Source organism: uncultured Aquimarina sp., assembly GCF_947495315.1.
Classification (GTDB): domain Bacteria; phylum Bacteroidota; class Bacteroidia; order Flavobacteriales; family Flavobacteriaceae; genus Aquimarina.
Genome location: NZ_CANLYD010000004.1, coordinates 33,273 through 60,158, shown reverse-complemented (window position 1 = coordinate 60,158; position 26,886 = coordinate 33,273). Strand labels below are relative to the sequence as shown.

The 26,886-nt window shown below is 34.0% G+C and carries 23 protein-coding genes; 10 read left to right on the top strand and 13 right to left on the bottom strand.

Annotated elements, in window-relative coordinates; all coding sequences use genetic code 11:
- Positions 1-87 precede the first annotated feature (87 nt).
- From fabD to Q0910_RS08310, 3 genes are all read right to left on the bottom strand, one after another.
- On the bottom strand, positions 88-969 hold the full coding sequence (gene fabD, locus Q0910_RS08320; protein WP_299214774.1) for an ACP S-malonyltransferase: 882 nt from the start codon (positions 967-969) through the stop codon (positions 88-90).
- Between the two features lie 73 nt (positions 970-1,042).
- A complete protein-coding gene (locus tag Q0910_RS08315; protein ID WP_299214771.1) occupies positions 1,043-1,894 on the bottom strand; it encodes a fructosamine kinase family protein in 852 nt (283 codons plus the stop codon).
- An 8-nt stretch (positions 1,895-1,902) separates the two neighbouring features.
- Positions 1,903-2,847, bottom strand: a complete 945-nt coding sequence (locus Q0910_RS08310) for a dihydrofolate reductase (protein ID WP_299214768.1) — start codon at positions 2,845-2,847, stop codon at positions 1,903-1,905.
- A 79-nt stretch (positions 2,848-2,926) separates the two neighbouring features.
- On the opposite strand from Q0910_RS08310, the gene Q0910_RS08305 reads away from it, so the two are divergent.
- The 3 genes from Q0910_RS08305 (at position 2,927) to Q0910_RS08295 (ending at position 7,722) form a co-directional block, all read left to right on the top strand.
- Positions 2,927-3,997 carry an aminotransferase class V-fold PLP-dependent enzyme gene (locus tag Q0910_RS08305; RefSeq protein ID WP_299214765.1) on the top strand — a complete coding sequence of 357 codons (1,071 nt, stop codon included), beginning with the start codon at positions 2,927-2,929 and terminating at the stop codon, positions 3,995-3,997.
- Between the two features lie 313 nt (positions 3,998-4,310).
- The gene (locus tag Q0910_RS08300) at positions 4,311-7,205 is read left to right on the top strand and encodes a T9SS type A sorting domain-containing protein (RefSeq protein WP_299214762.1); all 2,895 of its coding nucleotides are present in this window, start codon (positions 4,311-4,313) and stop codon (positions 7,203-7,205) included.
- A 220-nt stretch (positions 7,206-7,425) separates the two neighbouring features.
- The gene (locus tag Q0910_RS08295) at positions 7,426-7,722 is read left to right on the top strand and encodes an isoamylase early set domain-containing protein (RefSeq protein ID WP_299214759.1); all 297 of its coding nucleotides are present in this window, start codon (positions 7,426-7,428) and stop codon (positions 7,720-7,722) included.
- A gap of 196 nt (positions 7,723-7,918) precedes the next feature.
- Here Q0910_RS08295 and Q0910_RS08290 read toward each other — a convergent pair whose 3' ends face one another.
- From Q0910_RS08290 to Q0910_RS08250, 9 genes are all read right to left on the bottom strand, one after another.
- A complete protein-coding gene (locus Q0910_RS08290) occupies positions 7,919-8,200 on the bottom strand; it encodes a DUF427 domain-containing protein (protein WP_299214757.1) in 282 nt (93 codons plus the stop codon).
- A 26-nt stretch (positions 8,201-8,226) separates the two neighbouring features.
- Positions 8,227-9,201 carry an L-histidine N(alpha)-methyltransferase gene (locus tag Q0910_RS08285; protein WP_299214754.1) on the bottom strand — a complete coding sequence of 325 codons (975 nt, stop codon included), beginning with the start codon at positions 9,199-9,201 and terminating at the stop codon, positions 8,227-8,229.
- 9 nt (positions 9,202-9,210) lie between these two features.
- Positions 9,211-10,377, bottom strand: a complete 1,167-nt coding sequence (gene egtB, locus Q0910_RS08280) for an ergothioneine biosynthesis protein EgtB (RefSeq protein ID WP_299215574.1) — start codon at positions 10,375-10,377, stop codon at positions 9,211-9,213.
- 104 nt (positions 10,378-10,481) lie between these two features.
- Positions 10,482-10,907 (bottom strand): energy transducer TonB, encoded by a 426-nt coding sequence (locus Q0910_RS08275; RefSeq protein ID WP_299214751.1) that lies wholly within the window; start codon positions 10,905-10,907, stop codon positions 10,482-10,484.
- A 26-nt stretch (positions 10,908-10,933) separates the two neighbouring features.
- On the bottom strand, positions 10,934-11,758 hold the full coding sequence (locus Q0910_RS08270; RefSeq protein ID WP_299214748.1) for a thymidylate synthase: 825 nt from the start codon (positions 11,756-11,758) through the stop codon (positions 10,934-10,936).
- A 158-nt stretch (positions 11,759-11,916) separates the two neighbouring features.
- Entirely contained in the window at positions 11,917-13,677 is a 1,761-nt protein-coding gene (locus Q0910_RS08265; RefSeq protein WP_299214745.1) for a nucleoside transporter C-terminal domain-containing protein, read from the bottom strand.
- A gap of 55 nt (positions 13,678-13,732) precedes the next feature.
- Positions 13,733-14,350: a bifunctional nuclease family protein gene (locus tag Q0910_RS08260; protein ID WP_298541598.1), complete on the bottom strand. Its 618-nt coding sequence runs from the start codon at positions 14,348-14,350 to the stop codon at positions 13,733-13,735.
- An 87-nt stretch (positions 14,351-14,437) separates the two neighbouring features.
- Complete coding sequence (locus Q0910_RS08255) at positions 14,438-15,406, bottom strand: electron transfer flavoprotein subunit alpha/FixB family protein (protein ID WP_299214741.1); 969 nt, start codon at positions 15,404-15,406, stop codon at positions 14,438-14,440.
- A 53-nt stretch (positions 15,407-15,459) separates the two neighbouring features.
- The gene (locus Q0910_RS08250; protein WP_299214738.1) at positions 15,460-16,206 is read right to left on the bottom strand and encodes an electron transfer flavoprotein subunit beta/FixA family protein; all 747 of its coding nucleotides are present in this window, start codon (positions 16,204-16,206) and stop codon (positions 15,460-15,462) included.
- 164 nt (positions 16,207-16,370) lie between these two features.
- Here Q0910_RS08250 and Q0910_RS08245 point away from each other — a divergent pair, with 164 nt between their 5' ends.
- The 5 genes from Q0910_RS08245 to Q0910_RS08225 all read left to right on the top strand — a co-directional run bounded on the left by Q0910_RS08245 (position 16,371) and on the right by Q0910_RS08225 (position 24,318).
- Positions 16,371-17,348 carry a pyruvate dehydrogenase complex E1 component subunit beta gene (locus Q0910_RS08245; protein ID WP_299214735.1) on the top strand — a complete coding sequence of 326 codons (978 nt, stop codon included), beginning with the start codon at positions 16,371-16,373 and terminating at the stop codon, positions 17,346-17,348.
- A 126-nt stretch (positions 17,349-17,474) separates the two neighbouring features.
- Positions 17,475-19,973 (top strand): DUF5686 and carboxypeptidase-like regulatory domain-containing protein, encoded by a 2,499-nt coding sequence (locus Q0910_RS08240; RefSeq protein ID WP_299214732.1) that lies wholly within the window; start codon positions 17,475-17,477, stop codon positions 19,971-19,973.
- Positions 19,974-20,180: 207 nt separating this feature from the next.
- The gene (locus Q0910_RS08235; RefSeq protein WP_299214730.1) at positions 20,181-20,711 is read left to right on the top strand and encodes an inorganic diphosphatase; all 531 of its coding nucleotides are present in this window, start codon (positions 20,181-20,183) and stop codon (positions 20,709-20,711) included.
- 112 nt (positions 20,712-20,823) lie between these two features.
- Positions 20,824-23,229, top strand: coding sequence for a sodium-translocating pyrophosphatase (locus tag Q0910_RS08230; RefSeq protein WP_299214727.1), 2,406 nt, complete (start codon positions 20,824-20,826; stop codon positions 23,227-23,229).
- Positions 23,230-23,322: 93 nt separating this feature from the next.
- Positions 23,323-24,318, top strand: coding sequence for a phosphatase domain-containing protein (locus Q0910_RS08225; protein ID WP_299214724.1), 996 nt, complete (start codon positions 23,323-23,325; stop codon positions 24,316-24,318).
- Here Q0910_RS08225 and Q0910_RS08220 read toward each other — a convergent pair.
- A complete protein-coding gene (locus tag Q0910_RS08220; RefSeq protein WP_299214721.1) occupies positions 24,315-25,082 on the bottom strand; it encodes an XRE family transcriptional regulator in 768 nt (255 codons plus the stop codon). The two genes, Q0910_RS08225 and Q0910_RS08220, sit on opposite strands and share 4 nt — an antisense overlap.
- A gap of 167 nt (positions 25,083-25,249) precedes the next feature.
- On the opposite strand from Q0910_RS08220, the gene Q0910_RS08215 reads away from it, so the two are divergent.
- Together Q0910_RS08215 and Q0910_RS08210 are read left to right on the top strand one after the other, a co-directional pair.
- Positions 25,250-25,630 carry a DUF559 domain-containing protein gene (locus Q0910_RS08215; RefSeq protein WP_299214718.1) on the top strand — a complete coding sequence of 127 codons (381 nt, stop codon included), beginning with the start codon at positions 25,250-25,252 and terminating at the stop codon, positions 25,628-25,630.
- Positions 25,620-26,879, top strand: a complete 1,260-nt coding sequence (locus tag Q0910_RS08210) for a putative DNA modification/repair radical SAM protein (protein WP_299214715.1) — start codon at positions 25,620-25,622, stop codon at positions 26,877-26,879. The genes Q0910_RS08215 and Q0910_RS08210 overlap by 11 nt, the downstream gene beginning before the upstream one ends.
- Positions 26,880-26,886 lie beyond the last annotated feature (7 nt).

Genomic DNA, 26,886 nt, shown 5'->3' with positions numbered 1-26,886 from the left:
AGTAGCGCAGATTAGCACACCATAAAAAAACCTCAAAGCTTAATTAACTTCGAGGTTCTAATATCTTTAGTATTTTCTTCTATTCTACTAGATCGAAGCAGAAATCGTTTCCATAGATCGATCTACTTTTTTAACCAATCCCGATAATACTTTTCCGGGACCAACTTCTGTAAAAGATGTTGCGCCATCCTTCATCATATTTTTCACACTTTGCGTCCATTTTACGGGAGCAGTTAATTGTGCAATCAGATTCTTTTTAATTTCTTCGGGATCAGTAACAGCCGTGGTAGTCACATTTTGATAAATCGGACAATTTGGTGTATTAAAAGTTGTTGCTTCAATTGCTGCTGCTAACTCTTCTCTTGCAGGTTCCATTAATGGTGAATGAAATGCACCTCCAACCGGTAATACTAACGCTCTACGAGCACCTTTTTCCTTCATCAATTCACAAGCTTTTTCTATAGCTTCTACTTCTCCTGAGATCACTAATTGACCAGGGCAATTATAATTTGCTGCAACTACTACTCCATCAATTTCTTCACATCCTTTTTCTACTACCTCATCATCTAATCCTAGAACTGCTGCCATTGTAGAAGGTTGTAATTCACAAGCATGCTGCATTGCCAATGCTCTTTTAGAAACTAGTCTCAGTGCATCTTCAAAATTCAATGTTCCATTAGCTACTAACGCTGAAAACTCACCTAATGAATGCCCAGCAACCATATCAGGTTGAAAACTATCGCCCAATACTTTACTAAGAATTACAGAATGTAAAAAGATCGCCGGCTGAGTCACTTTAGTTTGTTTCAACTCATCAGCAGTTCCTTCAAACATGATTTTGGTAATCTCGAAACCTAAAATATCATTGGCTTTATCAAAAAGGTCTTTTGCAATTTCTGAATTTTCATATAAATCCAGACCCATTCCTGAAAATTGAGCCCCTTGACCTGGAAAAACATATGCTTTCATGTATTGTGTATTTAAAATTTTAACAAAAGTAAGTATAAAGTTGAAAGTGGAGATTAGTTAACCTACAGAAATTTCATGTATACTTATTTAAAATATGTGTAATGCTATTGTAGTATGTGCTACCAAACAGATTAAGATGCACTAGCAAATAGTATAATTGCCAAATAGCAATTCTTTCTTCCCAATTTTCAACTAGAGGAAAAGCCTCATTATACACCTTAAACAATTCCTGATCAAAACCTCCAAAAAGCTTTATCATAGCAATATCCATTTCTCTAGGAGCAAAAGCCACCGCAGGATCTATTAGACAAGGAAGTCCATCCTGACCAATCATAAAATTACCATTCCATAGATCTCCATGAATCAAATTCGATGCTTCATTTGGAATTTTGGTTTCAATACTTTTATAAAAGCTATCCAGATTCTGAAAAGAAAAACCATTTTTCGCAGCTAAGGCGAATTGTGGATGTAATCGTTGCGTAATATAAAAATCCGCTGCCGAATATGACTTCATATTATATTGAGGTAAACTACCAATGTAATTATCACTTTCAAAACCAAAATAAGGTTTATTATTTTGGTGCAAAATAGCCAGTTGTTCTCCAAATAGGGACCAAAAATCTTCTACTTTATTTCCGGATTCAATATACTCCAATAGCAAAAAAGCATTATCGTTATATTTCCCATAATGTAGTACTTCTGGAATGGTAAAAATGTTTGCTTTCCTTAATTCCTGCAGTCCCTTTGCTTCTGCCTCAAACATTCCCGGAAACCTAGAAACGCTATTAAGCTTTACAACTAATTTCTTAGCTTGAGTAATTAACAAATAAACCTCATTAATATCGCCTCCGGACAGCGTTCTTGTCTTTATTACTTTTTCACAAAGTAGATTCTCAAAGTGTTCTATTATTTGTTTCGATAGCAATGTAAAATTTACTTCTTCTTATAAGTCAAATACGTAAACGCAAACTCATGTCGCTCATCTGCTCCATGAAGTTCTTTATTTTCAATTGTCCAGATTTCAGGGTTTATTTCAGGAAAAAAAGTATCCGCTTCGAATGTCCCGTGTACTCTAGTAAGCTCTATACAATCAGAATATTCCATTCCAATTTTATAAATCTCTCCTCCACCGATGATAAATGGTTGTGGATCATCTTTTGCTATTTCTAAGGCCGCATCCATAGAATGTACGACTACGGCACCTTCTGGTTTATAATCCTGATTTCGTGTAATTACGACATGTACACGATTCGGCAATGGCTTTGGAAAGGATTCAAAAGTTTTGCGTCCCATAATAATATGATGACCCGTAGTCAATTGTTTAAAACGTTTAAAATCATCAGGCAAATGCCAAACCAGATCATTGTCTTTACCCAATGCATTATTTTCTCCAGCTGCAGCAATCATCGTAATTATTCGATTAGATTTTGACTCTACTGGCTTCTCAATAACCTTTGGTTGTTGCTGTTTAATAAATTCCTCCTTCTTTTTAACTAGCTCATCTTTCGGATACATAAGATCTACATCCTTTTGGATTAGTGCAATTTCTGCTTTTTGTTTAGCTATCAATCGTTCCATCTGATTACTTGTCCACTCAGCTCCCATAAACTTATGAAACAACCATACGTTACAAAAATGTAAAGCAAAAAGGAATGCCCAACAAACAATAGCTACCGCATACCAGTCTAAACCGAAAAAAGTAATTTCTTTACCAACCCCTATTAATAAGTTAAGAATAACCAAAAAAATAGATCCAACTAAAAAAACAATAAAATGCTGAAATAGTCTTTTCTTTTGAATAATTCGTTTACGAGCATGTTCATACAATTCTCGCTGTACAGGGTCAATTTGTGGAGTTTCTTTTCTTTTTGAAAACATTTTAATAGTACCTTAGTAATGCTTGATTAATATGTGCAAGTAAATATAAAGGTTTTGCCAAAAAGCCCTAAACTAACTTATGAAGAATTTAAGAAAAGAATTTCCCGTACTTTCACAAAATACTTACCTTAATACAGCATCCTCCGGATTACTATATGATTCCTTATTAGATTATAGACAAGAGCATGATCTTGATTTCCTTATTGGCGGAAGCATATTCAGAGATAAGCAACAAGACTTTTTAAATAGTGTAAGAAAGTCAGTAGGGGATTTTTTTGGATGTGAATTACAAAACACTGTGTTAACCCCTAACTTTTCTTTGGGCTTCAATACTATCCTAAACGGATTAGAAAAAAACAAAAAAGTGCTTCTCTTGGATGAGGATTATCCTTCCGTAAACTTTTCCGTAATCAATAAAGGTTTTAAAGTTTGTTATGCTAAAGTAAACGCATCTTTAGAACAAAATATTGAAGAAGCAGTAGCAAAACACACACCCGATGTTTTTGCTTTTAGTTTGGTACAATATATTAACGGAATTGCTATTGATCTTAATTTCCTGAAACAACTAAAACTAAAGAACCCTGATCTACTAATCATTGCGGATGCTACACAATTTTGTGGAACTAAGGTTTTTAATTTTAATACATCAGGAATTGACATTCTGGGGTGTAGTGGATATAAATGGTTATTAGGAGGGTATGGAAACGGTTTTATATTGTTCAAAAAAGATGTTCTTGATCAAATTACACCTAATGCATATAAAAAAGCAGCCTCTGATGTCAACTACGATTCTTCATATACAAATCTAAGAGCTCGATATGAATGTGGACACTTAGATACATTTAACTTCGGAAGTCTACAATATTCCCTACAGTTTATTTCTAAAATAGGACTTTCTGTAATCGAAGAACATCTAAGTGGGTTGGGTGAGTACGCTAAAACCGAATTGGCAAATTTAAACCTATTAGAAAAGGATGTTGTCATCCGAGAAAATCATAGTACAATCTTTAATTTAAAAGGGGATCAAAAATTATATAATATTCTAAAAGAAAAAAACATTATTACATCTCTCAGAGGAGGTGGTATTAGAGTAAGTCTTCATTTTTACAATACTATCAATGATATTGATAAATTATTAGCCAACATTTAAAAAGTTTTTCTTACCAAAAGAGTACGCTATTTCTACAGTACCTGTAGAAAGGTAACGCAAATAGATATCGTGCCAAAATACATAATAAGTGATTTTTACTAAGATCTCAAAAATGGCATAATTTTTAGAATATTTAAGCAGTTGCTATAAACCAATTACCAGCCACAAAATCATAAAAGACAACCACAAATTGGTATTCACCAAACATTGTTTTGGTATCCACATATGTACAGGCAAAGAAGTATCTTTCTTGTTATAACAATATAACCAAATAAATTACCCAATTTTCTTAAATCGTAAACACAAAAATGTCATGAAAAAACTCAACTTATTTCTCACATCTCTATTTTTATTTGTCACTTTTTTAAGCACTTCACAAGAAACACCCATATCAAATAGCAACTCAAATAATATAATTGCTAAAGTAGTTGGTCAAGAAGATAAAGTATTACATATGTCCGCTAATCTAGTAGTAGATACTCCTGAGGATTTATTCGTTTACATAGACAGAGCGAAAGCAGCAGGAGCCAATACTGTATTATACTCAGATTCTAAATTAAACTCTTATGGTCTTAATGGAACGGCAGGATCGAAATGGGACGAAAGAATCCGAGTATTAGTCGATGGAATTAAAGAAAGAGGAATGAAATTACATTTCATTACCATTACTATGGGTTTTGCCGGTTCATTAATAGCCTCTGACCCCAATTTAACTACTGGTTATCCAATTGAAGAACAAGAATTGCAAGCCATAAATGGTGAGCTTAAACCCGTTAAATCTTCTAATCTAGTTAATGGAGATTTTGAAAATTTTGACGGAAACAAAGTTCTTCAATGGGGTTTCCAAGACGCAATAGGAGAACGTACTTTTATTGATACAATTATTAAAAAAAGTGGTAGTGCATCTTTTAGAGCAGAAGCGGTTAACAATGAAGATTCAAGAATTTTTACAGTTTTTGATGTTAAACCATTTCATCAATATACATTGAAGTTTTGGATCAAAACTGAGAATTTAACTGCTAGAAACTTAGCAGCTCTTATAAGAGATGAGAATAACAGAGAGCGTACCTTAACAAATTTACATTTATCTCTTCCTAACGATAATGGAGGTAGAAAATACTACAACGGATCCAACAATCTAACCACGGTTGGTTGGGAAGAAGTTCGTATTGCATTTAATAGCTTAAATGCGACACAAGTTAATCTAGCATTAGCTGTTTTTGGAGGTCAACAAGGGACTATTTGGTGGGATGATATAGAAGTTATAGATTCTCCTACGCTTAACTGGTTAAATCGAGAAGATTTACCAAAATCTTTAAAACACAGTAATGGTCAAACACTTTCATTTGGATCTGATGTTACTTCAATAAAAGATGATCAATTAGGTATCTCTGGATTTCCTGGAGCATTTGATACTCAACATTTAGCACCTAAAATAATAATAAGTAATTCTGCTAACATAAAAGAAGGTGATATCGTAAAAATAAACGGATATCATGGGCTTCCAACTGCAAGTGGACAGATATCTGCTTCTTGGAATCATCCTGAGATATATATCAGAATGCGTACAATACACCAAAAACTTTATAATGATTTTCAACCGGATGGATTTATGCTCAACTATTCAGAAATAAGAACAGGAGGATGGGAGCCTCTTGACAATGAGCAATTCGAAACTTCTGGTGCTGCTCTGGCCAATAGTATTGAGCGAGCTTTTAATGATCTTTTTGAAGTAGCACCGAATGCAGCATATTATTTTTGGAGTGATATGATCGATCCTGGACATAATGCTATTGCCGACTATTATCAAGTTAACAACACATTAGATCAATCTTGGGTAACCGTGGATCCCAATAAAGTTATACTTGCAACCTGGTGGGAGGGCCAAAAAATTATTGATAAAGGCACTAAATCTCTTAAATTTTTCTCCGATCTAGGTTTTAAACAAATTGTAGGCGCATTTTATGATGCTGATGTCAATCTAAATTTCGACCAATGGCAAACTGCTTCTCAAGGTGTAGAAAATGTTATTGGTTCAATTTATGCAACATGGGTTAAGCCTCGTGATTTCTCTCAAATAGAAAATTTTGGCAATTTATGGTGGTCACAAAATCAAATAAACGATGAAATTGTATCGATAGATGGTCCTGACACAGTTTCTCCCGGTGATACTGGAATAATAAATTTAGAGTATTCAGCATCGGCAACTAGAGATATCATTGTTTCCCTACAACTTAATAGAGCTCCGTGGACCAACTATGGTGTTGCGATCACTACAGTTCCTGCAGGAACAGATAGTTTAGAAATTGAAGTTGTAATAAATCAAGATATACCAATAGCGGATAACGATTATAAATGGTTATCTTATATAGTTCCAGAAAATGAAAATTGGAATAGTCGTTTTGATGATCTTCAAGAAATTAATATTAGCGCTATAAATAATGACACAGAAATAGATATTAGTGAAGCACTATGGAGATTAGAAAATAAAGCTAACAAACAATGGATAAGAACAAAAGGATGTTCTAATGACTATAGCGAAACCATTCCGGTAGTTGTCACTTCTACTAATAATACAGGAAACTGTACAATGTTTGAATTTATTCCTACCGATGATGGATATTACTTCCTACAAAATAAAGCCACGAATGGAAGATACCGACCAAAAGATTGTAGCAACACTTCTAATGACTCTATTGAAATAGTACAGGTAGGTCCAGCTTCTTTTGGATGGTGTGAGCAGTGGAAATTAGTTGCAACAGATGAAGAAGGATATTTTAGAATCCAAAATAGACAAACAAATAGCTGGATTAGGTCGCAAGGGTGCTCTTCAATTATTGATGATTCTATTCCAATTACACAAGTATCTCAAGGATATACAGGTAATTGTACCAAATGGAAATTAATTGATGTAGATAATCAAGCGAATAGAAACTTTATAATTACTAATGAAGAGGATATAAAACTATTTCCTAACCCTGTTAGTAATAAAATGTCTATCCTAACACCTCATAGCAATACTAATAAAATTGTAGTAATCAACATCTATGATTTACAAGGAAGAAAACAGATGACAATTGATCCTCAAAAATTGGCAACCGAAAAAAACAATATTGAAATATCCGGTTTATCAAATGGTCTTTACATATTATCAGCTAAATATCTAAAAAAAGAAACCCAAAATATAAAGTTTATGGTTAAGCACTAATGCTAAATTTTGCCAAGTTAAAAGCGCAAAACATCAAAATGCAATAGAATATTCTAACATTAAAATTTTAGAATAATAACTACATCGTTATCGTTAATATTTAATTGTTAAATGTTGATTAAATTATTGAAAATCTGACAGTTTACTCTTTTCTGTTTTGATGTTTTATACTAATTTCACCTAGATTTTATTAACAGAAAATTAATTATAAACTAAAATTATGGCAATAACCAAGCAATACTTAAAATCAAAGCCAATCTGCAAAGTAACTTTTTCAGTTCCAGCGAAAGAAGCAATTAATGTTTGTGTAGCAGGAGAATTTAATGAATGGAATACTGAAGCTACAGTATTAAAGAAGTTAAAAAATGGCACGTTTAAGGGAACTTTGAATCTACCGAAAGATCAGAAATTCGAATTTAAATATGTTGTAGACGGACAATGGACTAATGAATCTGAGGCTGATGGATATCAGTGGAACGATTTTGCTGCTACCGAGAACAGTTTACTTGTACTTTAAATAAACTACCTCGATGCAAGCATACAAGGTATTCAATTGAAAATAGTTTTAAAATTCCGAAGCAAGCTTCGAGGTATTAAACCTGAGATCCCGCTGAAAAAGCGGAATTAGTTCAACTATCCATTTTGAATGTATTGCTATGCAACTTTTCAAAACAGAGTTTCACTAATAAAAAAAGATATTGAGGTTGTGGCTATTATTCTACAACCTCAATACCCTTCCAGAATGCCACGTATCCCTTTATTTGTTTAGCTAGATCACTAGTTTCCGGATAATACCAGGCTGCGTCCATATTTTCTTTACCGTTTACGGTAACAGTATAGTACGATGCCACTCCTTTCCAAGGGCAATTAGTATGAGTTTCGCTTGATTTAAAAAATTCTTTTTTAATCGCTTCTGGCGGAAAATAATGATTATTTTCAATCACCTTTGTATCATTACTTTCCGCAACAATCTCATTATTCCAAATTGCTTTCATATTTTTATTTTTTAAATCAAAAAAATCTATTTCGATTTTTTAAACACGTAATTCTTATAATACTTATTTTCATCAGTAAAAGTACCAGTAATCTTAAACCCAGACTCCTCTGCTAACCATTTAACTGTATCATCATCATACTTCTGAGAAATCTCCGTATGAATACTTTCCCAAGCTTCAAAATGTACTTGTAACGACAAACAATCAATATCTACAGTTTGCTTTTTTGTGCTTACAAGATAACTTTTGGCCGTACCGGTTTCCGGATCATATACCTCCCAATGGATAAAAGAATCTAAATCAAAATTACCATCGAGTTCTTTATTGATTCTTGCCAAAACATTTTTATTAAATGCTGCAGTCACACCAGATTTGTCGTTATAAGCATCCAAAACTTTCTGCGGATGTTTCTTTTGATCAAAACCCATAAATATAAGATCATCCGGATGCATTACGGCATTCAACTTTTTCAAAAACTGAATAGCCCTTGGATGTAATAGGTTACCTATATTAGATCCTAAAACCATAATCACTTTTTTACGATCACTAATATGTTTTAACCTATCTAAGACTTCAAAATATTCTCCTATCTGACCTTGCACACTAAGACTAGGTAATTCCTTAAAAAGATTTTTAACTAATCCGTCAATCGCATTTTCACTAATATCTATTGGATGATAGGTAACAGAATATTTTTGATCAAGTAATTCGTTTAGTAATACCTTTGTTTTTTTACCATCACCAGCACCTAATTCTACAAGATCAAAACCTTCTTTATGGGTATCGAAACTTTGTAAAATATCGGCTTTATGTAATTGAAAAATATCATATTCGGCATTAGTAAGATAATATTCCGGTAAATCCATTATCTTTTGAAAAAGCTTATCCCCTACTTCATCATAAAAGAATTTAGAAGATAAATATTTAGGAAAAGTCGTTAGTCCTTCGTGTACTTCTTTACCGAAAGTACAAGTTAATACGTTTTGATCTTTTGAATCCATGTATTGGGGTTATTTATTTTTTACTAATCGCAATCCATTAAATTGCCATCTTAGCTGCGGGTGAAAAAAGTTACGATATGTTGGTCTTGTATGATTTTTGGGAGTAGCTATAGACCCTCCTCTAAGTACTTTTTGATTAACCATGAACTTGCCGTTATACTCGCCAAGAGCTCCAGGAGCTTTGGAATAATTAGGATAAGGTAGATAAGCACTTTCTGTCCACTCCCATCTTGATCCCCAATCAAAAAATTGTTGCGCTGCTTCCCATTCAAATTCTGTCGGAATACGTTCTCCTTTCCATTGAGAAAAAGCAAATGCTTCATAATAAGATATGTGTGTTACTGGAGCATTAAGATCTAGAGTTTTCAATCCTCTTAACGTATATTGATGATACCCTGTATCAATTTCATGCCAGTACAAAGGTGTTTTTATATGATTATTCTTTATCCAATCCCAAGCTTCCGCGTGCCATAAAAGACTATTCTCATACCCATCATCATCAATAAATTCTAAATACTCTTTATTTGTTACAAGACTGTTGGCTATGCTAAATTCTTCTAGAAATACTTTATGAACTCCTAATTCATTATCATAACAAAAGTCCTTTCCTTTATAACCAATCTCATATACCCCTTCTCTCATAGTGTGATACTCTGAAGAAGATTGCACCTTAGGGTTTTCGTTAAAAGTATCATTATACTTTGGCAATAATGGATTGTTTCCTAATATATACTTAATATCTGTGAGTAATAATTCCTGATGTTGTTTCTCGTGATGAATACCTATCTCTACAAGAGATCTAATTTCTTTAGTATCCACTTCTTCTAATAAAGAATGTAAATTATTAGTTACGTAATCTCTATACTCGTATACTTCACTAACGGTAGGCCTGGAAAGATTTCCTCTATTAGTTCTTATCACTCGTTTACCGATACTTTCATAATAACTATTGAAAACATATGCAAAATTATCGTGAAACCGAGTATAACCAGCTTTATATTTAGAGAGGATAAACTCTTCAAAAAACCAAGTAGTATGACCTAAGTGCCATTTTGGAGGAGAAACATCTACTATGGGCTGAACCACGTAATCTTCTGTCTGAAGTGAAGCACAAATTTCTTCTGAATGAGCTCTAGTCTCTAACAAAGAAGAAAGTAAATTATCAGTTATTACCATAAAAAAAGAGTGCATTCGGTTTACGAATACACTCAAATTTAATCATTTTTATCTTGCCACTACTTTATAGCAGAGTTAATCCAATGTTAAAAATACCCAAATATTTATTTTGGTTTAATAAAAGTAATTGGCACTTCATAAGCAACTGCGATAGGCTTTTTACCCCATTTACCAGGTTTCATCTTAGGAATTGCTCGTATAATTCTAACGGCTTCTCTCTGAAGATATCTATGAGCACCTTTTACATCTATTACCTCAGGCTTCCCTTTATTATTTATTATAAACTCTACAGTAACGGTACCCTCTAATCCATCCTTTTCGGCAATTTCGGGGTATCTAAAATTTCTAATAATGTGATTTCTCAAATTATTATCAAAACACTTAAGTGGGCCTTGTCTAGAATCTTCACATTTAGGCCACATTGGTGTTATTCCTTTTTCATTTGCATTCTCCTTAGACAGAATAATATTATCCTGGGAAAACAAAAAAGTTGAGCATAAAATTGTTACAATAAGTAGTAGTTTTTTCATCATAAAATCAGTTTAAATTTTGGGGGTTAAACTGCAACTGCACCTTTTATATGAGGGTGCGGATTATAGTCTTCCAATATGAAGTCATCAAAAACGAAGCCAAAAATATTTTTCACCTCAGGATTGATCCTTATCGTTGGTAATTTTCTTGGGGTTCTGGATAACTGTAATTCTAATTGTTCTATATGATTATTATATATATGAGCATCTCCAAACGTATGTATAAACTCTCCTGCTTCATATCCGCATACTTGTGCCATCATCATAGTAAACAAGGCATAAGATGCTATATTGAATGGTACTCCCAGAAATATATCAGCGCTTCTTTGATATAGTTGACAGGATAGTTTTCCATCTGCAACATAAAACTGAAAAAAAGCGTGACAAGGAGGCAATGCTGCTTTACCATTTGCTACATTTTCAGAAAAAGATTTTGAGGTATCTGGTAAAACGCTAGGATTCCAAGCTGACACCAACATTCTTCTACTGTTAGGATTATTCTTTAACGCATCTATGATTTCTTTAATCTGATCAATTTCATCACCATTCCAATTACGCCATTGGTGCCCATAAACAGGTCCTAGATCTCCATTTTCATCTGCCCATTCATTCCAAATACGAACTCCATTCTCTTGTAAGTACTTAACATTGGTATCCCCATTCAGAAACCATAACAACTCATAAATAATTGATTTAAGATGTAATTTCTTTGTAGTAACCATTGGAAAGCCTTCACTCAGATCAAAACGCATTTGGTAACCAAAAACACTTTTAGTGCCTGTTCCAGTTCGATCTCCTTTTTCATTGCCATTTTCCAGCACGTGACGCACCAGATCAAGATATTGCTTCATATTCCGTTAATAACTTTCTTTTGAGTTTGTTAAATAAACACTAATTCCCGTCAAATATACAAAAAATAGGTTTCTAGATATCTATTAATATGTAGATTATGAAATAGTTGTAAAACCTATTTCATAAATGCGTTTCCTACAAAAAAAGTCTATAATTTTTATCCAATAATCATTCCGGCGATCGTAGCTGACAATAATGAAGCGATGGTTCCTCCGATTAGTGCTTTCATTCCAAACTCTGATAATGTTTTTCTTTGTCCTGGAGCAAGCGATCCAATCCCTCCAATTTGAATTCCTATAGATGCAAAATTTGCAAAACCACACAACATATATGTCGCCATAATTACGGACTTATTGTAGGTAAGATGTAGAGGATTTGCAGCATTTTTCAGATCCGCTAATTGTATATACCCTACAAACTCACTTGCCGCTAATTTGATCCCTAATAACTGCCCCATAAGCATCATATCTTCCTTAGCCACACCAATCAGCCACATCAAAGGAGCAAAAACAGTTCCCAGAATGGATTCTAAAGAGAATTTATCATAGGGAGTATTTTCAGCAATAAAAGAACTTAAGGTGGTTACTTCGCCAACCCATCCTAAAATTCCATTAAGCATTGCGATTAAAGCTACAAAAACTAATAACATAGCCCCTACATTAGCAGCTAGTTTTAGTCCTTCAGTAGTTCCATTAGAAATGGCATCAAGTACATTAGAACCAATTTTATCTTGTGTTACTTCTATATTTGAATCAAACTTCTCTGTTTGTGGATACAAAATTTTGGAGATTACTACAGCACCAGGCGCTGCCATAACTGATGCCGCTAATAAATGTTTAGCAAAAACCAATTTTAAAGCCTCATCATCACCTCCCAAAAAACCTATATAAGCGGCTAACACACCTCCGGCTACTGTAGCCATTCCTCCAACCATAACTAATAATATTTCAGAACGATTCATTCGCTCTAAATATGCCTTTATCATTAAGGGTGCTTCCGTTTGTCCTAAAAAAATATTTCCAGCGACACTTAAGCTTTCCGCTCCAGAAATTCTCAATAATTTAGTAAGAACCCAAGCAAGTAGTTTCACGATTTTTTGGATTATTCCAAGATAAAAAAGCAACGATGTTAATGCCGAAAAGAAGATAATTGTTGGTAATACTTGAAAAATAAATATGAAACCATACGAATTAATATCCATAATACCTCCTAACAAAAACTCACTTCCTGCAACTGTATAATTAAGTATTGCAACAAAAATGCTTCCAACAAACTCAAAAGCAGCTTGTACAAAACCTACTTTAAGAACTCCAAAGGCTAAAAGTAATTGAGCACCAAGACCTATTCCTGCGGTTTTCCAATTAATAGCTTTTCTATTACTACTAAAAAGATACGCTATTAGCAACAATACAATCATACCTAAAACCCCTCTCCATAGACTGGTAAAAGAAAACCCCTGACTTGGAATAATCTCATCTTGAACGCTATCCAGTTCAACATAAGAAGGATGTGATTTAGATATTAATGAAATTACCTCATTTCCTTTTTTAAGCCCTATAGTATTTGAAGATTCATCAATAACTTCATAGTACACATCAACAACTTTAGGAACTTTTTGCTTTAAAACAATCAAATTGTTATTCTGAATCCAATAACCACTTGTAAATGCTTTGCTTACCAATGAGCTATAAGACCCGTCATTTTTTAACTCAAAAAAATCTTTCCCTTTAATAAACTCTTTACTTCCTGAAATACTATCTGGATAATTAAAATAGGATATATACTCTGAAACCTGCCAAAAAGAGGTTCTTGAATGAGGTTCATCAATTTCAACTTTAACTGAATCCTGAATAGATTGAGCCGAGATTACAGTAAAAGCAAATAATGATAACAGGAAAAATAATAGTCCTTTTTTCATAAAAATAGAAGTAATATTATAATATTTCGGAATATGTGGTAAAAGTGATCAAAATTTAACCACGTTTTGAAATTTCATCTCTGATTCTTGCTGCTAATTCATAGTCCTCATTAGCAACTGCTTGCTCAAGCATACGATTCAGTTCCTCAAGAGACAAATCCTGATAACTGGTTTCCTTACCAACCATTTCCACATCGTCAGAAACTAATTCGTCTACCAACAAGCTTTCGGGATCGTCTTCATCATCCTTTTTAGGATTTACTTTTAGATAAATTCCTGCTTGATCTAAAATATTCTTGTACGTAAATATAGGCGCTTGAAAACGTAATGCTAAAGCAATAGCATCACTGGTTCTAGCATCAATAATCTCTTCGATCTTATCACGCTCACAAATGATACTAGAATAAAAAACGCCGTCTACCAGTTTATGTATAATTACTTGCTTAACAACTACATCAAATCGATCAGCGAAGTTTTTAAATAAATCATGAGTTAATGGACGGGGAGGTTTAATCTCCTTCTCTAACGCAATTGCTATGGATTGCGCTTCGAATGCACCAATAACAATTGGTAATTTTCTTTCTCCATCTACCTCACTTAAAATTAGTGCATAAGCACCATTTTGGGTTTGACTGTACGATATTCCTTTTATGTTCAGACGAACTAAACTCATAGTAATTTTCAATAAAAAAAAGGCTGTTTGAACAAATGGACTTTACCTAAGTTCAAACAGCCCTTGATTGGGCACAATTTATGAAAATTATGCGTTATTCGCCTTAAATTCCTTTAATTTTTCGATTAACTGAGGTACTACCTCAAAGGCATCACCAACAATCCCATAATCTGCTGCCTTAAAGAACGGCGCTTCCGGATCATTATTGATAACTACTTTCACCTTACTAGAATTAATCCCTGCGAGATGCTGAATAGCTCCTGAAATTCCTACAGCGATATACAAGTTAGTTGCCACAGGTTTTCCTGTTTGACCAACATGTTCTCCGTGAGGTCTCCACCCCATATCACTAACTGGTTTAGAGCAAGCTGTAGCTGCTCCAAGAACATCCGCAAGTTCCTCTATCATTCCCCAGTTTTCTGGTCCTTTAAGACCTCTTCCTCCAGAAACCACAACTTCTGCATCTGCTATAGAGACTTTATCCGTAGCTTTATCTACTGAAGTTACATTAACTGTAAAATCTTCATCAGATAATGAGGGATCAAACCCTTCAGCAGCCGCAGCACCTGAAGCTTCTTTAAGTCCAAAAGCATTATTTGACAATCCTATAATCTTAACATCTGTTGAGATTTCGGTAAAGTTAAATGCTTTATTAGTAAAAGCTGTTCTCTTTACAGTAAAAGGAGAAGCACTTTCTGGCAAAGCAACAACATTAGAAGCATATCCTGCATTAAGATTTACAGCTAACATAGATGTTAAAAACTTACTATCCGCACTAGAACTTACTACTACTACTTTAGCTCCTTCTTTATCTGCTGCTTGTTTTAATGAATCGGCATATGCTTTTGCATTAAAAGTAGCTAGTTTATCATTCTTAATTTCTAATACTTTATCCACACCATAATTCCCAAGCTCACTACTATCATCGGCATTAACACTAACGGCGGTAACAGTAGTGCCAAGCATATTAGCAACCTCTTTTGCATAAGATGCTACTTCGAAGGCTGCTTTTTTAAACTTTCCTCCTTCACTCTCTGTGTATACTAAAACTGACATATATACTATTTTTTTATATTGAACCTATAACGAATAGGTATTCCTTTATATTATTATATTGCTTTGGCTTCGTTATGTAATAACTCTACTAACTGACCTACGTTATCCGGAGAAACTAAAGTCACCTCACCTTTTGGAGCTGGTTTTTCAAACTTTACAGCCTTTGTTTCCTGAGCAGTTTCAACCGCATCTACAACAGTAAGTGGCTTTTTACGTGCCATCATAATCCCTCTCATATTAGGAATACGAAGATCGCTTTCTTCTACTAAACCTTTTTGACCACCAACAACAAGTGGTAATTTTGTTGTAGAAGTTTCTTTTCCGCCATCAATCTCGCGAATAGCAGTAGCTTTGTCTCCTTCTACTTCTAACCCAATACAAGTGTTCACAAAATTAGCTCCTGTTAGGGCAGCTAACATTCCAGGCACCATACCACCGTTATAATCAATTGACTCTCTTCCTGCAATTACAAGATCATAACCTCCATCCTGCACTACTTTTGCTAATTGCTTGGCTACATAAAAACCATCAGTAGCCTCTGTATTTACTCTAATCGCATTATCTGCTCCGATTGCTAGCGCTTTTCTTAGAGTAGGTTCTGTTTCTGCTCCACCAACATTTACTACATCAACAGATGCACCTTGCTTTTCCTTAAACCACATAGCACGGGTCAATCCGAATTCATCATTAGGATTAATTACAAACTGTACTCCATTTGTGTCAAACTTAGTGTCACCTTCTGTAAAATTAATTTTAGAAGTAGTGTCTGGCACATGGCTAATACAAACTAATATCTTCATTTTATATAGGTATTTTTTGAGAATTTAATAATAAAAGCGAAAGTACGAATAAAATGTCGAATTTACTATGCATGCATAGTAAATTTTTCAATTTTCAGTGATCAGTAAAGGGTATTAATTGCTACTTTTGCCTTTCGTGTAGCACAAAAATAATTATTTTATAAATGAAAACGATACAATTCAGAGAAGCAATTTGCGAAGCAATGAGCGAAGAAATGCGCAGAGATGAGTCTATTTACTTAATGGGTGAAGAAGTGGCTGAGTATAATGGAGCTTATAAGGCTAGTAAAGGAATGCTCGATGAGTTTGGATCAGACAGGGTTATTGATACTCCTATTTCTGAATTAGGCTTTTCTGGAATCGCAATAGGAAGTGCTATGAATGGCAATCGTCCTATTGTAGAATATATGACTTTTAACTTTTCATTAGTTGGTATTGATCAAATTATCAATAATGCTGCAAAAATGCGTCAGATGAGTGGAGGTCAGTTTAACATTCCGATCGTTTTTAGAGGTCCTACAGCTTCAGCTGGTCAATTAGGTGCTACACATTCCCAAGCTTTTGAGAATTGGTTCGCTAATACTCCAGGCTTGAAAGTTGTGATCCCATCTAATCCAAAAGATGCTAAAGGATTATTAAAATCTGCTATTCGTGATAACGATCCAGTTATTTTTATGGAAAGTGAGCAAATGTATGGAGATAAAGGTGAAGTACCAGAAGGTGAATATACGATTCCTCTTGGTGTAGCAGAGACCAAAAGAGAAGGTAATGATGTAACTATTGTTTCCTTCGGAAAAATAATTAAAGAAGCCTATAAAGCAGCAGATGAGCTCGCTAAAGAAAATATTTCTTGTGAAATTATTGACCTAAGGACAGTTCGTCCTCTTGATCTGGATGCAATTTTTGCTTCCGTAAAAAAAACAAATCGATTAGTCATACTTGAAGAAGCGTGGCCTCTTGCTAATATTGCTTCGGAAATCACATACCAAGTTCAATCTAATATTTTTGATTATTTGGATGCTCCTATTATAAAAATAAACACAGCAGATACCCCTACTCCATATTCTCCTGTTTTATTTGAAGAATGGTTACCAAATAGTAAAGATGTTGTTAAAGCTGTCAAAAAAGTAATGTATAAATAAAATGAACCCTGTTAATTTGCGTTTCACTATTTTTAACGCCAAAACTTATCATTTTTAAAAGTGGCCTGAAAATTGTGACACCAAATGAGCTTTACATCAATTATTATAAGTTTATAAAAATATTAGATGAGATATTGGGTTTTAGGGTTTTTATTTTTTGCATTTAGCAGCTCTTTCATTTTCGGACAGACCAAAGTAAGTGGTCATGTATATGACAGTAACAAACAAGCTGTCCCTTTCGCAAACATTGTTTTTGTAAATTCTACAATAGGAACTATTACAGATGAAAATGGTAAGTTCTATATGGAATCTGATCAAAATCATAATAGTGTTAAAGTTTCTTTTATTGGTTTTGAAACAAAAACAATAAAACTTTCTAAACGAACTACTTACAACATGGAGGTTGCTCTGGAAGAAGAAGCAGCTTCTCTGGATGAAGTTGTTATATACAAGGGTAAAACCTCTAAAAAAAATAACCCTGCTATAGATATCCTTCGTAAAATTTGGGATAATAGAAGAGTAAATGGCGTTAAGAAATTCAAGCAATACAACTACGATAAGTATGAAAAGTTAGAATTTGACCTTAATACTATTGATAGTGCATTGGTAAATAGTAGGATTTTTAATGGTATGGAATTTATTTTTGAAGATATCGATACTTCAAGAATAACCGGAAAAACATACCTTCCCATTTTTCTGAATGAGGCTATATCCAAAGTATATGGTGATAATGAACTTAACGAACTTAAAGAAGTGCTGAATGGAAACAAAAATGCAGGTTTTAGTGATAACCAAACGCTTATTGCTTTCGTAAAAGACCTATACTCTGATTACGATATCTATGATAATTATCTAAAGTTCTTTGACAAAAGTTTTACAAGTCCATTATCCAGAACCGGAATCAGCGTGTATAACTATGTCCTTTCTGATAGTGCTTACATTGGTGATAAATGGTGCTATAACATTATCTATTACCCAAGAAGAAAAAATGAACTAACCTTTAAAGGAGATTTTTGGGTAAACGATACGACCTGGGCAATCAAAGAAATTAATCTAGAAGTTACTAAGAGTGCTAATATTAACTGGGTAAAAGACCTATATATTGAACAGGAATTTGATGTTCTTAACGATTCTATATTTTTAATTACAAAAGATTACTTTCAGTCTGATTTCGCCTTCAATAAAAAAGAAAAATCCAGAGGAGTATATGGTAAAAGAACAACTCTTTACGATAATTATAAATTTGATCAGAAGAAAGACAGAAAATTCTATCAGAGCCAAGTAGACCCTTATAATCAAGAAATTTATAATCGTGATGATTCATTTTGGACAAATGCCAGAATGGAAGACCTAAACAAAGACGAACAAAAAGTATATAAACTTTTAGATACCTTAAAAACAGTTAAAGCATTTAAAAGATTATATAATATTGGAACCATACTAGCTACAGGTTATGTAGAATTTAATGGCTGGGATTTTGGTCCATTATTTTCTACTATTGGTTATAACACTATAGAGGGTTTTAGATTGAGAGCTGGAGGTAGAACATATTTCACAGCAAATGATCGATGGAGAATAGAAGGATATGGTGCCTACGGCTTTAGGGACAATAAATTTAAGTATGGAATTTCTGGAAAGTATCTTGTAGACCGAAAATCTAGATTAATCGTTTCTGCAGGGAATCGAAGAGATGTAGAACAACTTGGAGCCAGTCTTACCAATACCAATGATGTAGAAGGTAGAAGTTTAGCATCTTCCTCTATTGTAGCAACAGGAGATAACAGTAGATTGACTTCTATTAACCTATCTGCCTTTTCTATGCAAATAGAACCTAGAAAGAACTTTACTCTTGGAGTTACAGGCTCTTTCAGAACATTGAAACCCGCAGATGGTAACTTGTTTAGTTTAGATTTTATTGATCCCGATACAGGTGAACTAAGATCAGAAATAAAACAGGCAGAAATTTCGACTACGCTAGCATACTACCCAAAACGAAAAACTACTGGATATGGTGTAGATAGAGTTACCGTTAATGATGGCGACTTTGCTCAATTATTCCTTAATTACTCTTTAGGTTTAGACCATATATTAGAAAGTGATTTTGAATATCAAAAACTTCAATTTTTCTATCGCCAACCTTGGAACATTGGTGGATTTGGAGTTCTAAACAGCTCTTTAGAAGTAGGAAAGACTTTTGGAGAAGTTCCGCTTGGACTATTAAGCGTAGTACCGGGTAATCAAACGTATTTATCAATTCAGAACACATTCCCATTATTGAACTTTTATGAATTTGTGACTGACACCTATGCTGCAGTTCATATTGAACATAACTTCAATGGTAGAATTTTTTCTAGAATACCATTACTTAGAAAATTAAACCTACGTGAACTTGTTGGTGTTCGTGGAGTATGGGGAGAACTATCTGATGAAAACATTGCTCTGGATGCTTCTGGCTTTTTACAAACTGTAGGAGCTCCTGATGATGAAATATATTGGGAATATAGTGTTGGGGTTGGAAATATCTTTAAAATCTTCAGAATTGACTTCCACTTTAGAGGAAATTACTTTGATAATCCTGATGCGCGTGATTTTGGGGTAACAGGATCCTTTGGATTCTATTTCTAAAAACCAGAAATAAATTCGTCAGCACTAATTTATCCGTACGAATTATTAGTGATTTCGTTCTGAAAATCATCAAAAACATTTTACGAAAAGCTTGTAGGTTACCATAACATTAAAATTTAGCACATATACCCATTATTTTTGGTTATAAATTTTAACCAACCCCTTGTAATACTTATATTTGCCGCCCATAAAAATGAGAATAAGAATATGAGCGCAGCAACCCGTGAAAGTTTCGATGTACTAATCGAAATACCAAAAGGAAGTCGTAATAAGTATGAATACGATTTTGATATAAAAAAGATCCGATATGATCGCATGATTTTTTCTTCTATGATGTATCCTGCAGATTATGGATTCATACCAGAAACTTTAGCATTGGATGGAGACCCACTAGATGTTCTGGTATTAGTAACAGAACCTACTTTTCCTGGATGTGTAATGGAAGTAAAACCAATAGGTGTTTTCCATATGGCGGATGAAAAAGGTCCAGACGAAAAAATTATCTGTGTACCAGTAGCTGATCCTATCGCTAGTCGATTAGCAGATCTAAAAGAAATGAATCCACATCTAATAAAAGAAATAGAACATTTTTTCCAGGTTTATAAAGATCTTGAGAAAAAGAAAGTTGATGTTGGTGGATGGGGTAATATAGATGAAGCTAAGAAAATCATCAATGACTGTGTAAAACGTTTTGAGGATATACCAAATAAACCTGAAGGTTTATTTAGTATTCACTAAAAGTCTATACAAAAAATAAATAAAAGCGCAATATTTTCTTAGAAATATTGCGCTTTTTCTTTTTAGCTTTATTTTACTACATTTAGCCACTAATTAACTAAAAACACATTTAATGGAATCAAATATGATTTATATGCCAATTGTTTTGGCACTATTAGGGCTTATTTATATGCTGGTTAAAAAATCTTGGGTAATGAAACAAGATGCCGGTGATGGTAAAATGAAAGAAATTTCGGATCATATCTACGAAGGAGCCTTAGCTTTTCTAAATGCAGAGTACAAATTACTTGCGATATTTGTGGTGATAGTTAGTGTATTACTAACAATTGTTTCTTTTGTAGTACCTACTACTCATTGGTTAATTGTAATTGCTTTTATATTCGGAGCAGTTTTCTCTGCTTTTGCAGGTAACATAGGAATGAAAATAGCTACAAAAACTAATGTAAGAACAACGCAAGCTGCTCGTACCAGTTTACCAAATGCACTTAAAATTTCTTTTGGAGGTGGTACTGTAATGGGACTTGGTGTTGCAGGTTTAGCTGTATTAGGCTTGACCGCTTTCTTCATATTCTTTTTTCACTTTTTTATGGGTGGAGAATGGACCAATACAATGGACATGACTATTGTTCTTGAGACTTTAGCCGGGTTTTCTTTGGGGGCTGAATCTATTGCTTTATTTGCTCGTGTAGGTGGAGGTATCTATACTAAAGCAGCTGATGTAGGAGCAGATTTAGTAGGTAAAGTCGAAGCCGGTATTCCTGAAGACGACCCACGTAACCCTGCTACAATTGCAGATAACGTTGGAGATAATGTTGGTGATGTTGCAGGTATGGGTGCTGATTTATTTGGTTCTTATGTAGCCACGGTATTAGCTGCAATGGTACTAGGAAACTATGTGATCAAAGATATGGGAGGTGCAATCTCTGATCTTTTTGGAGGTATTGGTCCAATCTTATTGCCAATGGCAATTGCCGGTGCAGGAATTATTATTTCTGTTATTGGTACTATGTTGGTAAAAATTAAAAGTAACGATGCTAAAGAAGCTCAAGTAATGGGAGCACTTAATGTTGGTAACTGGACATCAATTATATTGGTAGCAGCAGCTTGTTTCGGTTTGTGCAAGTGGATGCTTCCTGAAACAATGAAAATGGAGTTCTTTGGAGAAGGACTTATAGAGATTTCTGCAATGCGTGTATTTTATGCAACACTTGTTGGACTAATAGTTGGAGCTGTAATTTCATCAGTAACTGAGTACTACACGGGATTAGGTAAATCTCCAATCCTTAAAATTGTACAACAGTCAAGCACAGGTGCGGGAACCAATATTATAGCAGGTTTGGCAACTGGTATGATTTCTACATTCCCTTCTGTATTATTATTTGCAGGAGCCATCTGGGCATCTTATGCCTTTGCAGGATTTTATGGAGTGGCTTTATCAGCCTCTGCTATGATGGCCACAACAGCTATGCAATTAGCAATTGATGCATTCGGACCTATATCCGATAATGCTGGAGGAATTGCAGAAATGAGTGAACAAGAACCAATCGTACGAGAACGTACTGATATCTTAGATTCAGTTGGAAACACAACCGCCGCAACTGGAAAAGGTTTTGCTATTGCTTCTGCTGCATTAACATCTTTAGCTTTATTTGCCGCGTATGTAACTTTTACAGGAATAGATGGGATTAATATTTTTAAAGCTCCCGTATTAGCAATGTTATTTGTTGGAGGAATGGTACCCGTAGTATTTTCTGCCTTAGCAATGAATGCCGTTGGGAAAGCAGCAATGGAAATGGTGCAGGAAGTACGTCGTCAGTTTAGAGACATCCCAGGAATTATGGAAGGTACAGGAAAACCTGAATATGATAAGTGTGTTGCAATTTCGACACAAGCTTCTTTAAAGGAAATGATGTTACCTGGACTACTAACTATTGGATTTCCTTTAGTAATAGCATTTGTTCCATTATTATTCGGAATGGACACCTTAGCAATTGCCGAAATGTTAGGAGGATATATGGCAGGAGTTACTGTATCTGGTGTTTTATGGGCAATATTTCAAAACAATGCTGGTGGTGCATGGGATAACGCAAAAAAATCATTTGAAGCTGGTGTAGAAATTAATGGAGAGATGACTTACAAAGGTTCTGATGCTCATAAAGCTGCCGTGACCGGTGATACAGTTGGAGATCCTTTCAAAGATACTTCAGGACCATCTATGAACATATTGATTAAACTAACTTGTCTTATAGGGCTTGTAATTGCTCCTATTCTTGGTGGTCACACTTCTGAAACCGCAGTAGCGACTAACGAAATTGAAGTTATTGAGACGAAATCATCTTCTGACCCAGTTGAAAAACAAATTGAAGTTAAAATGAATATGAATGGAGATATGGGTAATGCCGAAGTCACTATCACAAAAACTGAAAATGGTAAGACTTTTGTAGAAACCAAAAAACTAAAAGGCACCGAAGAAGAAGTGAAAACTAAAATTGAAGAAATTAGAGCTTCTATAAAATAATTTTTAAAAGCTATCCACTAAAGAACCTCGCTAATTAGCGGGGTTTTTTATCTTTATACTTCGAAGTCGTTTAAACTTCTTTAAGAAAATTCTATGTTCAAAAAAAAACCATTACGAATTAATTCTTATCTAGGGTATGGTACAACAACCAGATTAAGAGCTACAGGCAGAGCTTTAGAAGACGAGAACATTAATTTTGATGGTAATACAGGGATTCTTAAAACATTATATAATATCTTTAAACAGTTTGAAAGCGATGAAATAAGAAAAGCACGTGTTGAGCTAAAACTATCAAACGGTCAAAAATTCTCCACAGCCACAGACCTCGAAGGATATTATAGTTTTGATGAACTTTTATCCGATTCTATTGAATTAATAGATAAAGATGGGTGGATACCCTATATTGTTTCCTACAAGAGCAATAACAAAAGGATCATACAGGATAACATATTCGAAGGAAGAATGTTAACACCTTCTAAAAATGCATCATATGGCGTCATCAGTGATATTGATGATACTATTTTGCATACTGGAGTTGCTTCATTGTTCAAATGGAGAGTGATTGCGAATACTTTTTTTAAAAATTTTGACAGAAGATTGCCTTTGGAAGGAACCGTTCAATTCTATCAAAAGTTAAAACTAGGTAAAAACACTATATCTGTTAATCCTATATTTTATGTTAGTAATAGCCCTTGGAATTTATATGATTACTTAACAGCTTTTCTGAAAAAACACTATTTTCCTGAAGGTCCTATTCTGCTAAGAGATTTTAGAACACCCTTTGATAAAACACCCAAACCTAAAGCGCCTCATAAACAATCTGAAATTTTAAATCTTATAAAAATATATCCCAATTTAAAATTTATTCTTATCGGAGATAGTGGAGAAAAAGATGCGGATATCTATACTGAAATAGCAACAAAATACCCAAATAGAATTTTAGCAATCTACTTGAGAAGTGTGAATCATAAAAGAAAAGAAAAAAGAATCATAAAGATCATCAATTCTTTTACCACCACTCCTATCCTTCTTGTTCATTCATCACAAGAAGCTGAAGAACATGCTAGAAAACACGGGTTTATTACTTAATTTTTCAAACTTCTAACTTCCGAAGTAAGCGTTAACATCGCATCTTGCAACTGCTTAATACTTGCTGCATCAGAATTCGCATCAATATTGAAACTAAGCTTGCTATTCACCTCCCAAACCTCTACAACCTGATGTGTTTGAATGGTATATGGCAAATAGTCAGTATTTAGTGAAATTAATGTCAACACAGAAGAATCCTCATTTTTCCTCACTTTTTTCACCACTACACTATCCTGCAATACAACTACATAAAGCGCATTACTTCTTAACTCAGAAAGATTATTTACCGCTCTACCTATAACCCATTCTTTGGGCTCTAAAACAGGTAACATGCTATCACCTTCTACCTGAAAACCTCTATACGTAGCATTTCTATATTCCGGAAGAGGAATATCAAAAGCAGGTAGTTGCTGATACCAATCCACATCCTGAACGTTATGCGGATAACCAGCTGCTGCTTTTACATTAACAAGAACTATATTCTCATTATTTTCTGAATCTACAGTAACTATTTTTGGTGCTACATCACCATTATGCAACTGGATTCTCTTTTGCTCACTCTCGCCAAACAACCAAAGAGGATTTACTCCAAATTCCTGAAGTAATTTAGAAACGACTTTTCCCGAAATTTTCGTTTTCCCTCTTTCTATATCCGCAGTAGAATTCTTAATATTCAGAACTCTGGCAAAATCAGATTGTGTAAAATGATTTTCCTCACGGATCGATTTAAAGCGTTGAATGGTTTGGTTAGTTAAATTATCCATACAACTCTGATTTATAAATTAGTATACATTTCTGTTACTCTGATTTGGGATAATTATGTAACAAATATACTCTTTTTTGGAATATTTCCAATTTTAACACAGTTTCATTTTTATTTTGTTGGAATATTTCCATAAATTTGGAAAAATTACTAGTTAACTAAATCCATATGACATCACAAATTGTTTTACACCGACCAGAATCAGAAAAAACTATTCGATATTCATTAAACAATTCAATTCCTGCTACAGAGGAACTTTACAAACGGTTAATCGAAAAAGGATTTCTCTTTAAAAGAAACCATAAGATTCACAACTACACTTTTGATTTTTACTGTCCTTCATTAAAAATTGCTCTGGAGATTGATGGATACGCACACGAATTCTCCGAAGTTTATAGTCAAGATACTCCGAAAAAACTACACATTCATTCCTTAGGGATAACAGTATTACGTTTTACAGATTATCAAATTCTGGTAGATATAGAAGAAATTTTCAGAGCTTTAAAACATCAAATTAAGCTATCCAATAGAAGCAGGTATGTCGTTTGAGAGAATGCGTGAAAAGCTTTCGATTCTTGCGGATGCCGCCAAGTATGATGTATCCTGTGCTAGTAGTGGAGGAAAAAGAGAAAACACCAATAAAGGCATAGGTAATAACACAGGCATGGGCATATGTCATAGTTATACCGAAGATGGTCGTTGTGTATCTCTATTAAAAATTTTGCTCACCAATCATTGTATTTTTGACTGTGCGTACTGTGTTACAAGAAAAAGTAACGATATAAAAAGAGCAGCCTTTAAAATACAAGAGGTTGTAGATCTCACCATTAATTTTTATCGTAGAAATTACATAGAAGGATTGTTTCTTAGTTCAGGAATTTTTAAAAATTCTGATTATACTATGGAACGATTGGTTGCAGTTGCCAAAAAACTTCGGTTAGAAGAGAATTTTAACGGATATATTCATTTAAAATCGATTCCAGGGACCAGTGATGAACTCATGAGAGAAGCTGGATTGTATGCGGATCGTCTTAGTGTTAATATAGAAATACCTACTATATCGGGACTTAAACTTTTAGCACCTGATAAAAAACACGAGGATTTTATAAAACCAATGCAAAAGGTAAAAAACGAAATCCTTCAGTATAAAGCAGAACGAAAAATCATAAAAAGCACACCTAGGTATGCTCCCGCAGGACAAAGCACTCAAATGATTATTGGTGCTACGGGAGAAAGCGATAAGGACATTATGTATTCTGCCACCTACTATTACAAAAAATTTAATATGCGAAGGGTATATTACTCTGGTTATGTTCCGGTTACGACTGATAATCGTTTACCTTCTTTACAAACCGAAGTGCCTATTCTTCGAGAAAACAGATTATATCAAACTGATTGGTTATTAAGATTTTACGGATTTTCTGTAAGCGAATTATTAAATGACCAATATAAAAACTTAGCACTTGATATTGACCCCAAGTTAAGCTGGGCATTACGTAATTTGGATTTTTTCCCAGTTGACATTAACAAAGCGGACAAAAACATTTTAGCTAGAATACCTGGAATTGGGATGCAATCAGTTTCAAAAATACTACAGGCAAGAAAATTCAGAAAATTAGATTGGACACATCTCAAAGCAATTGGTATCGCATTAAACAGAGCACAACATTTCATTATATGTAACTCTAAAGACTTTTACCACAAAGATATAACTCCATATACGCTAAAGAATATCATTCTAAAAACTTCCAAAAGTAAACACACTAAGTATTTTACTAATCAATTGAGTCTTTTCTAGCAAATCC

What these genes read in the sequence shown, in the direction of transcription:
- fabD (WP_299214774.1), bottom strand. Translation starts at nt 969, where the DNA reads ATGAAAGCATATGTTTTTCCAGGTCAAGGGGCTCAATTTTCAGGAATG.
- Q0910_RS08310 (WP_299214768.1), bottom strand. Translation starts at nt 2,847, where the DNA reads ATGTTTTCAAAAAGAAAAGAAACTCCACAAATTGACCCTGTACAGCGA.
- Q0910_RS08305 (WP_299214765.1), top strand. Translation starts at nt 2,927, where the DNA reads ATGAAGAATTTAAGAAAAGAATTTCCCGTACTTTCACAAAATACTTAC.
- Q0910_RS08300 (WP_299214762.1), top strand. Translation starts at nt 4,311, where the DNA reads ATGAAAAAACTCAACTTATTTCTCACATCTCTATTTTTATTTGTCACT.
- Q0910_RS08295 (WP_299214759.1), top strand. Translation starts at nt 7,426, where the DNA reads ATGGCAATAACCAAGCAATACTTAAAATCAAAGCCAATCTGCAAAGTA.
- Q0910_RS08290 (WP_299214757.1), bottom strand. Translation starts at nt 8,200, where the DNA reads ATGAAAGCAATTTGGAATAATGAGATTGTTGCGGAAAGTAATGATACA.
- Q0910_RS08285 (WP_299214754.1), bottom strand. Translation starts at nt 9,201, where the DNA reads ATGGATTCAAAAGATCAAAACGTATTAACTTGTACTTTCGGTAAAGAA.
- egtB (WP_299215574.1), bottom strand. Translation starts at nt 10,377, where the DNA reads ATGGTAATAACTGATAATTTACTTTCTTCTTTGTTAGAGACTAGAGCT.
- Q0910_RS08275 (WP_299214751.1), bottom strand. Translation starts at nt 10,907, where the DNA reads ATGAAAAAACTACTACTTATTGTAACAATTTTATGCTCAACTTTTTTG.
- Q0910_RS08270 (WP_299214748.1), bottom strand. Translation starts at nt 11,758, where the DNA reads ATGAAGCAATATCTTGATCTGGTGCGTCACGTGCTGGAAAATGGCAAT.
- Q0910_RS08265 (WP_299214745.1), bottom strand. Translation starts at nt 13,677, where the DNA reads ATGAAAAAAGGACTATTATTTTTCCTGTTATCATTATTTGCTTTTACT.
- Q0910_RS08260 (WP_298541598.1), bottom strand. Translation starts at nt 14,350, where the DNA reads ATGAGTTTAGTTCGTCTGAACATAAAAGGAATATCGTACAGTCAAACC.
- Q0910_RS08255 (WP_299214741.1), bottom strand. Translation starts at nt 15,406, where the DNA reads ATGTCAGTTTTAGTATACACAGAGAGTGAAGGAGGAAAGTTTAAAAAA.
- Q0910_RS08250 (WP_299214738.1), bottom strand. Translation starts at nt 16,206, where the DNA reads ATGAAGATATTAGTTTGTATTAGCCATGTGCCAGACACTACTTCTAAA.
- Q0910_RS08245 (WP_299214735.1), top strand. Translation starts at nt 16,371, where the DNA reads ATGAAAACGATACAATTCAGAGAAGCAATTTGCGAAGCAATGAGCGAA.
- Q0910_RS08240 (WP_299214732.1), top strand. Translation starts at nt 17,475, where the DNA reads ATGAGATATTGGGTTTTAGGGTTTTTATTTTTTGCATTTAGCAGCTCT.
- Q0910_RS08235 (WP_299214730.1), top strand. Translation starts at nt 20,181, where the DNA reads ATGAGCGCAGCAACCCGTGAAAGTTTCGATGTACTAATCGAAATACCA.
- Q0910_RS08230 (WP_299214727.1), top strand. Translation starts at nt 20,824, where the DNA reads ATGGAATCAAATATGATTTATATGCCAATTGTTTTGGCACTATTAGGG.
- Q0910_RS08225 (WP_299214724.1), top strand. Translation starts at nt 23,323, where the DNA reads ATGTTCAAAAAAAAACCATTACGAATTAATTCTTATCTAGGGTATGGT.
- Q0910_RS08220 (WP_299214721.1), bottom strand. Translation starts at nt 25,082, where the DNA reads ATGGATAATTTAACTAACCAAACCATTCAACGCTTTAAATCGATCCGT.
- Q0910_RS08215 (WP_299214718.1), top strand. Translation starts at nt 25,250, where the DNA reads ATGACATCACAAATTGTTTTACACCGACCAGAATCAGAAAAAACTATT.
- Q0910_RS08210 (WP_299214715.1), top strand. Translation starts at nt 25,620, where the DNA reads ATGTCGTTTGAGAGAATGCGTGAAAAGCTTTCGATTCTTGCGGATGCC.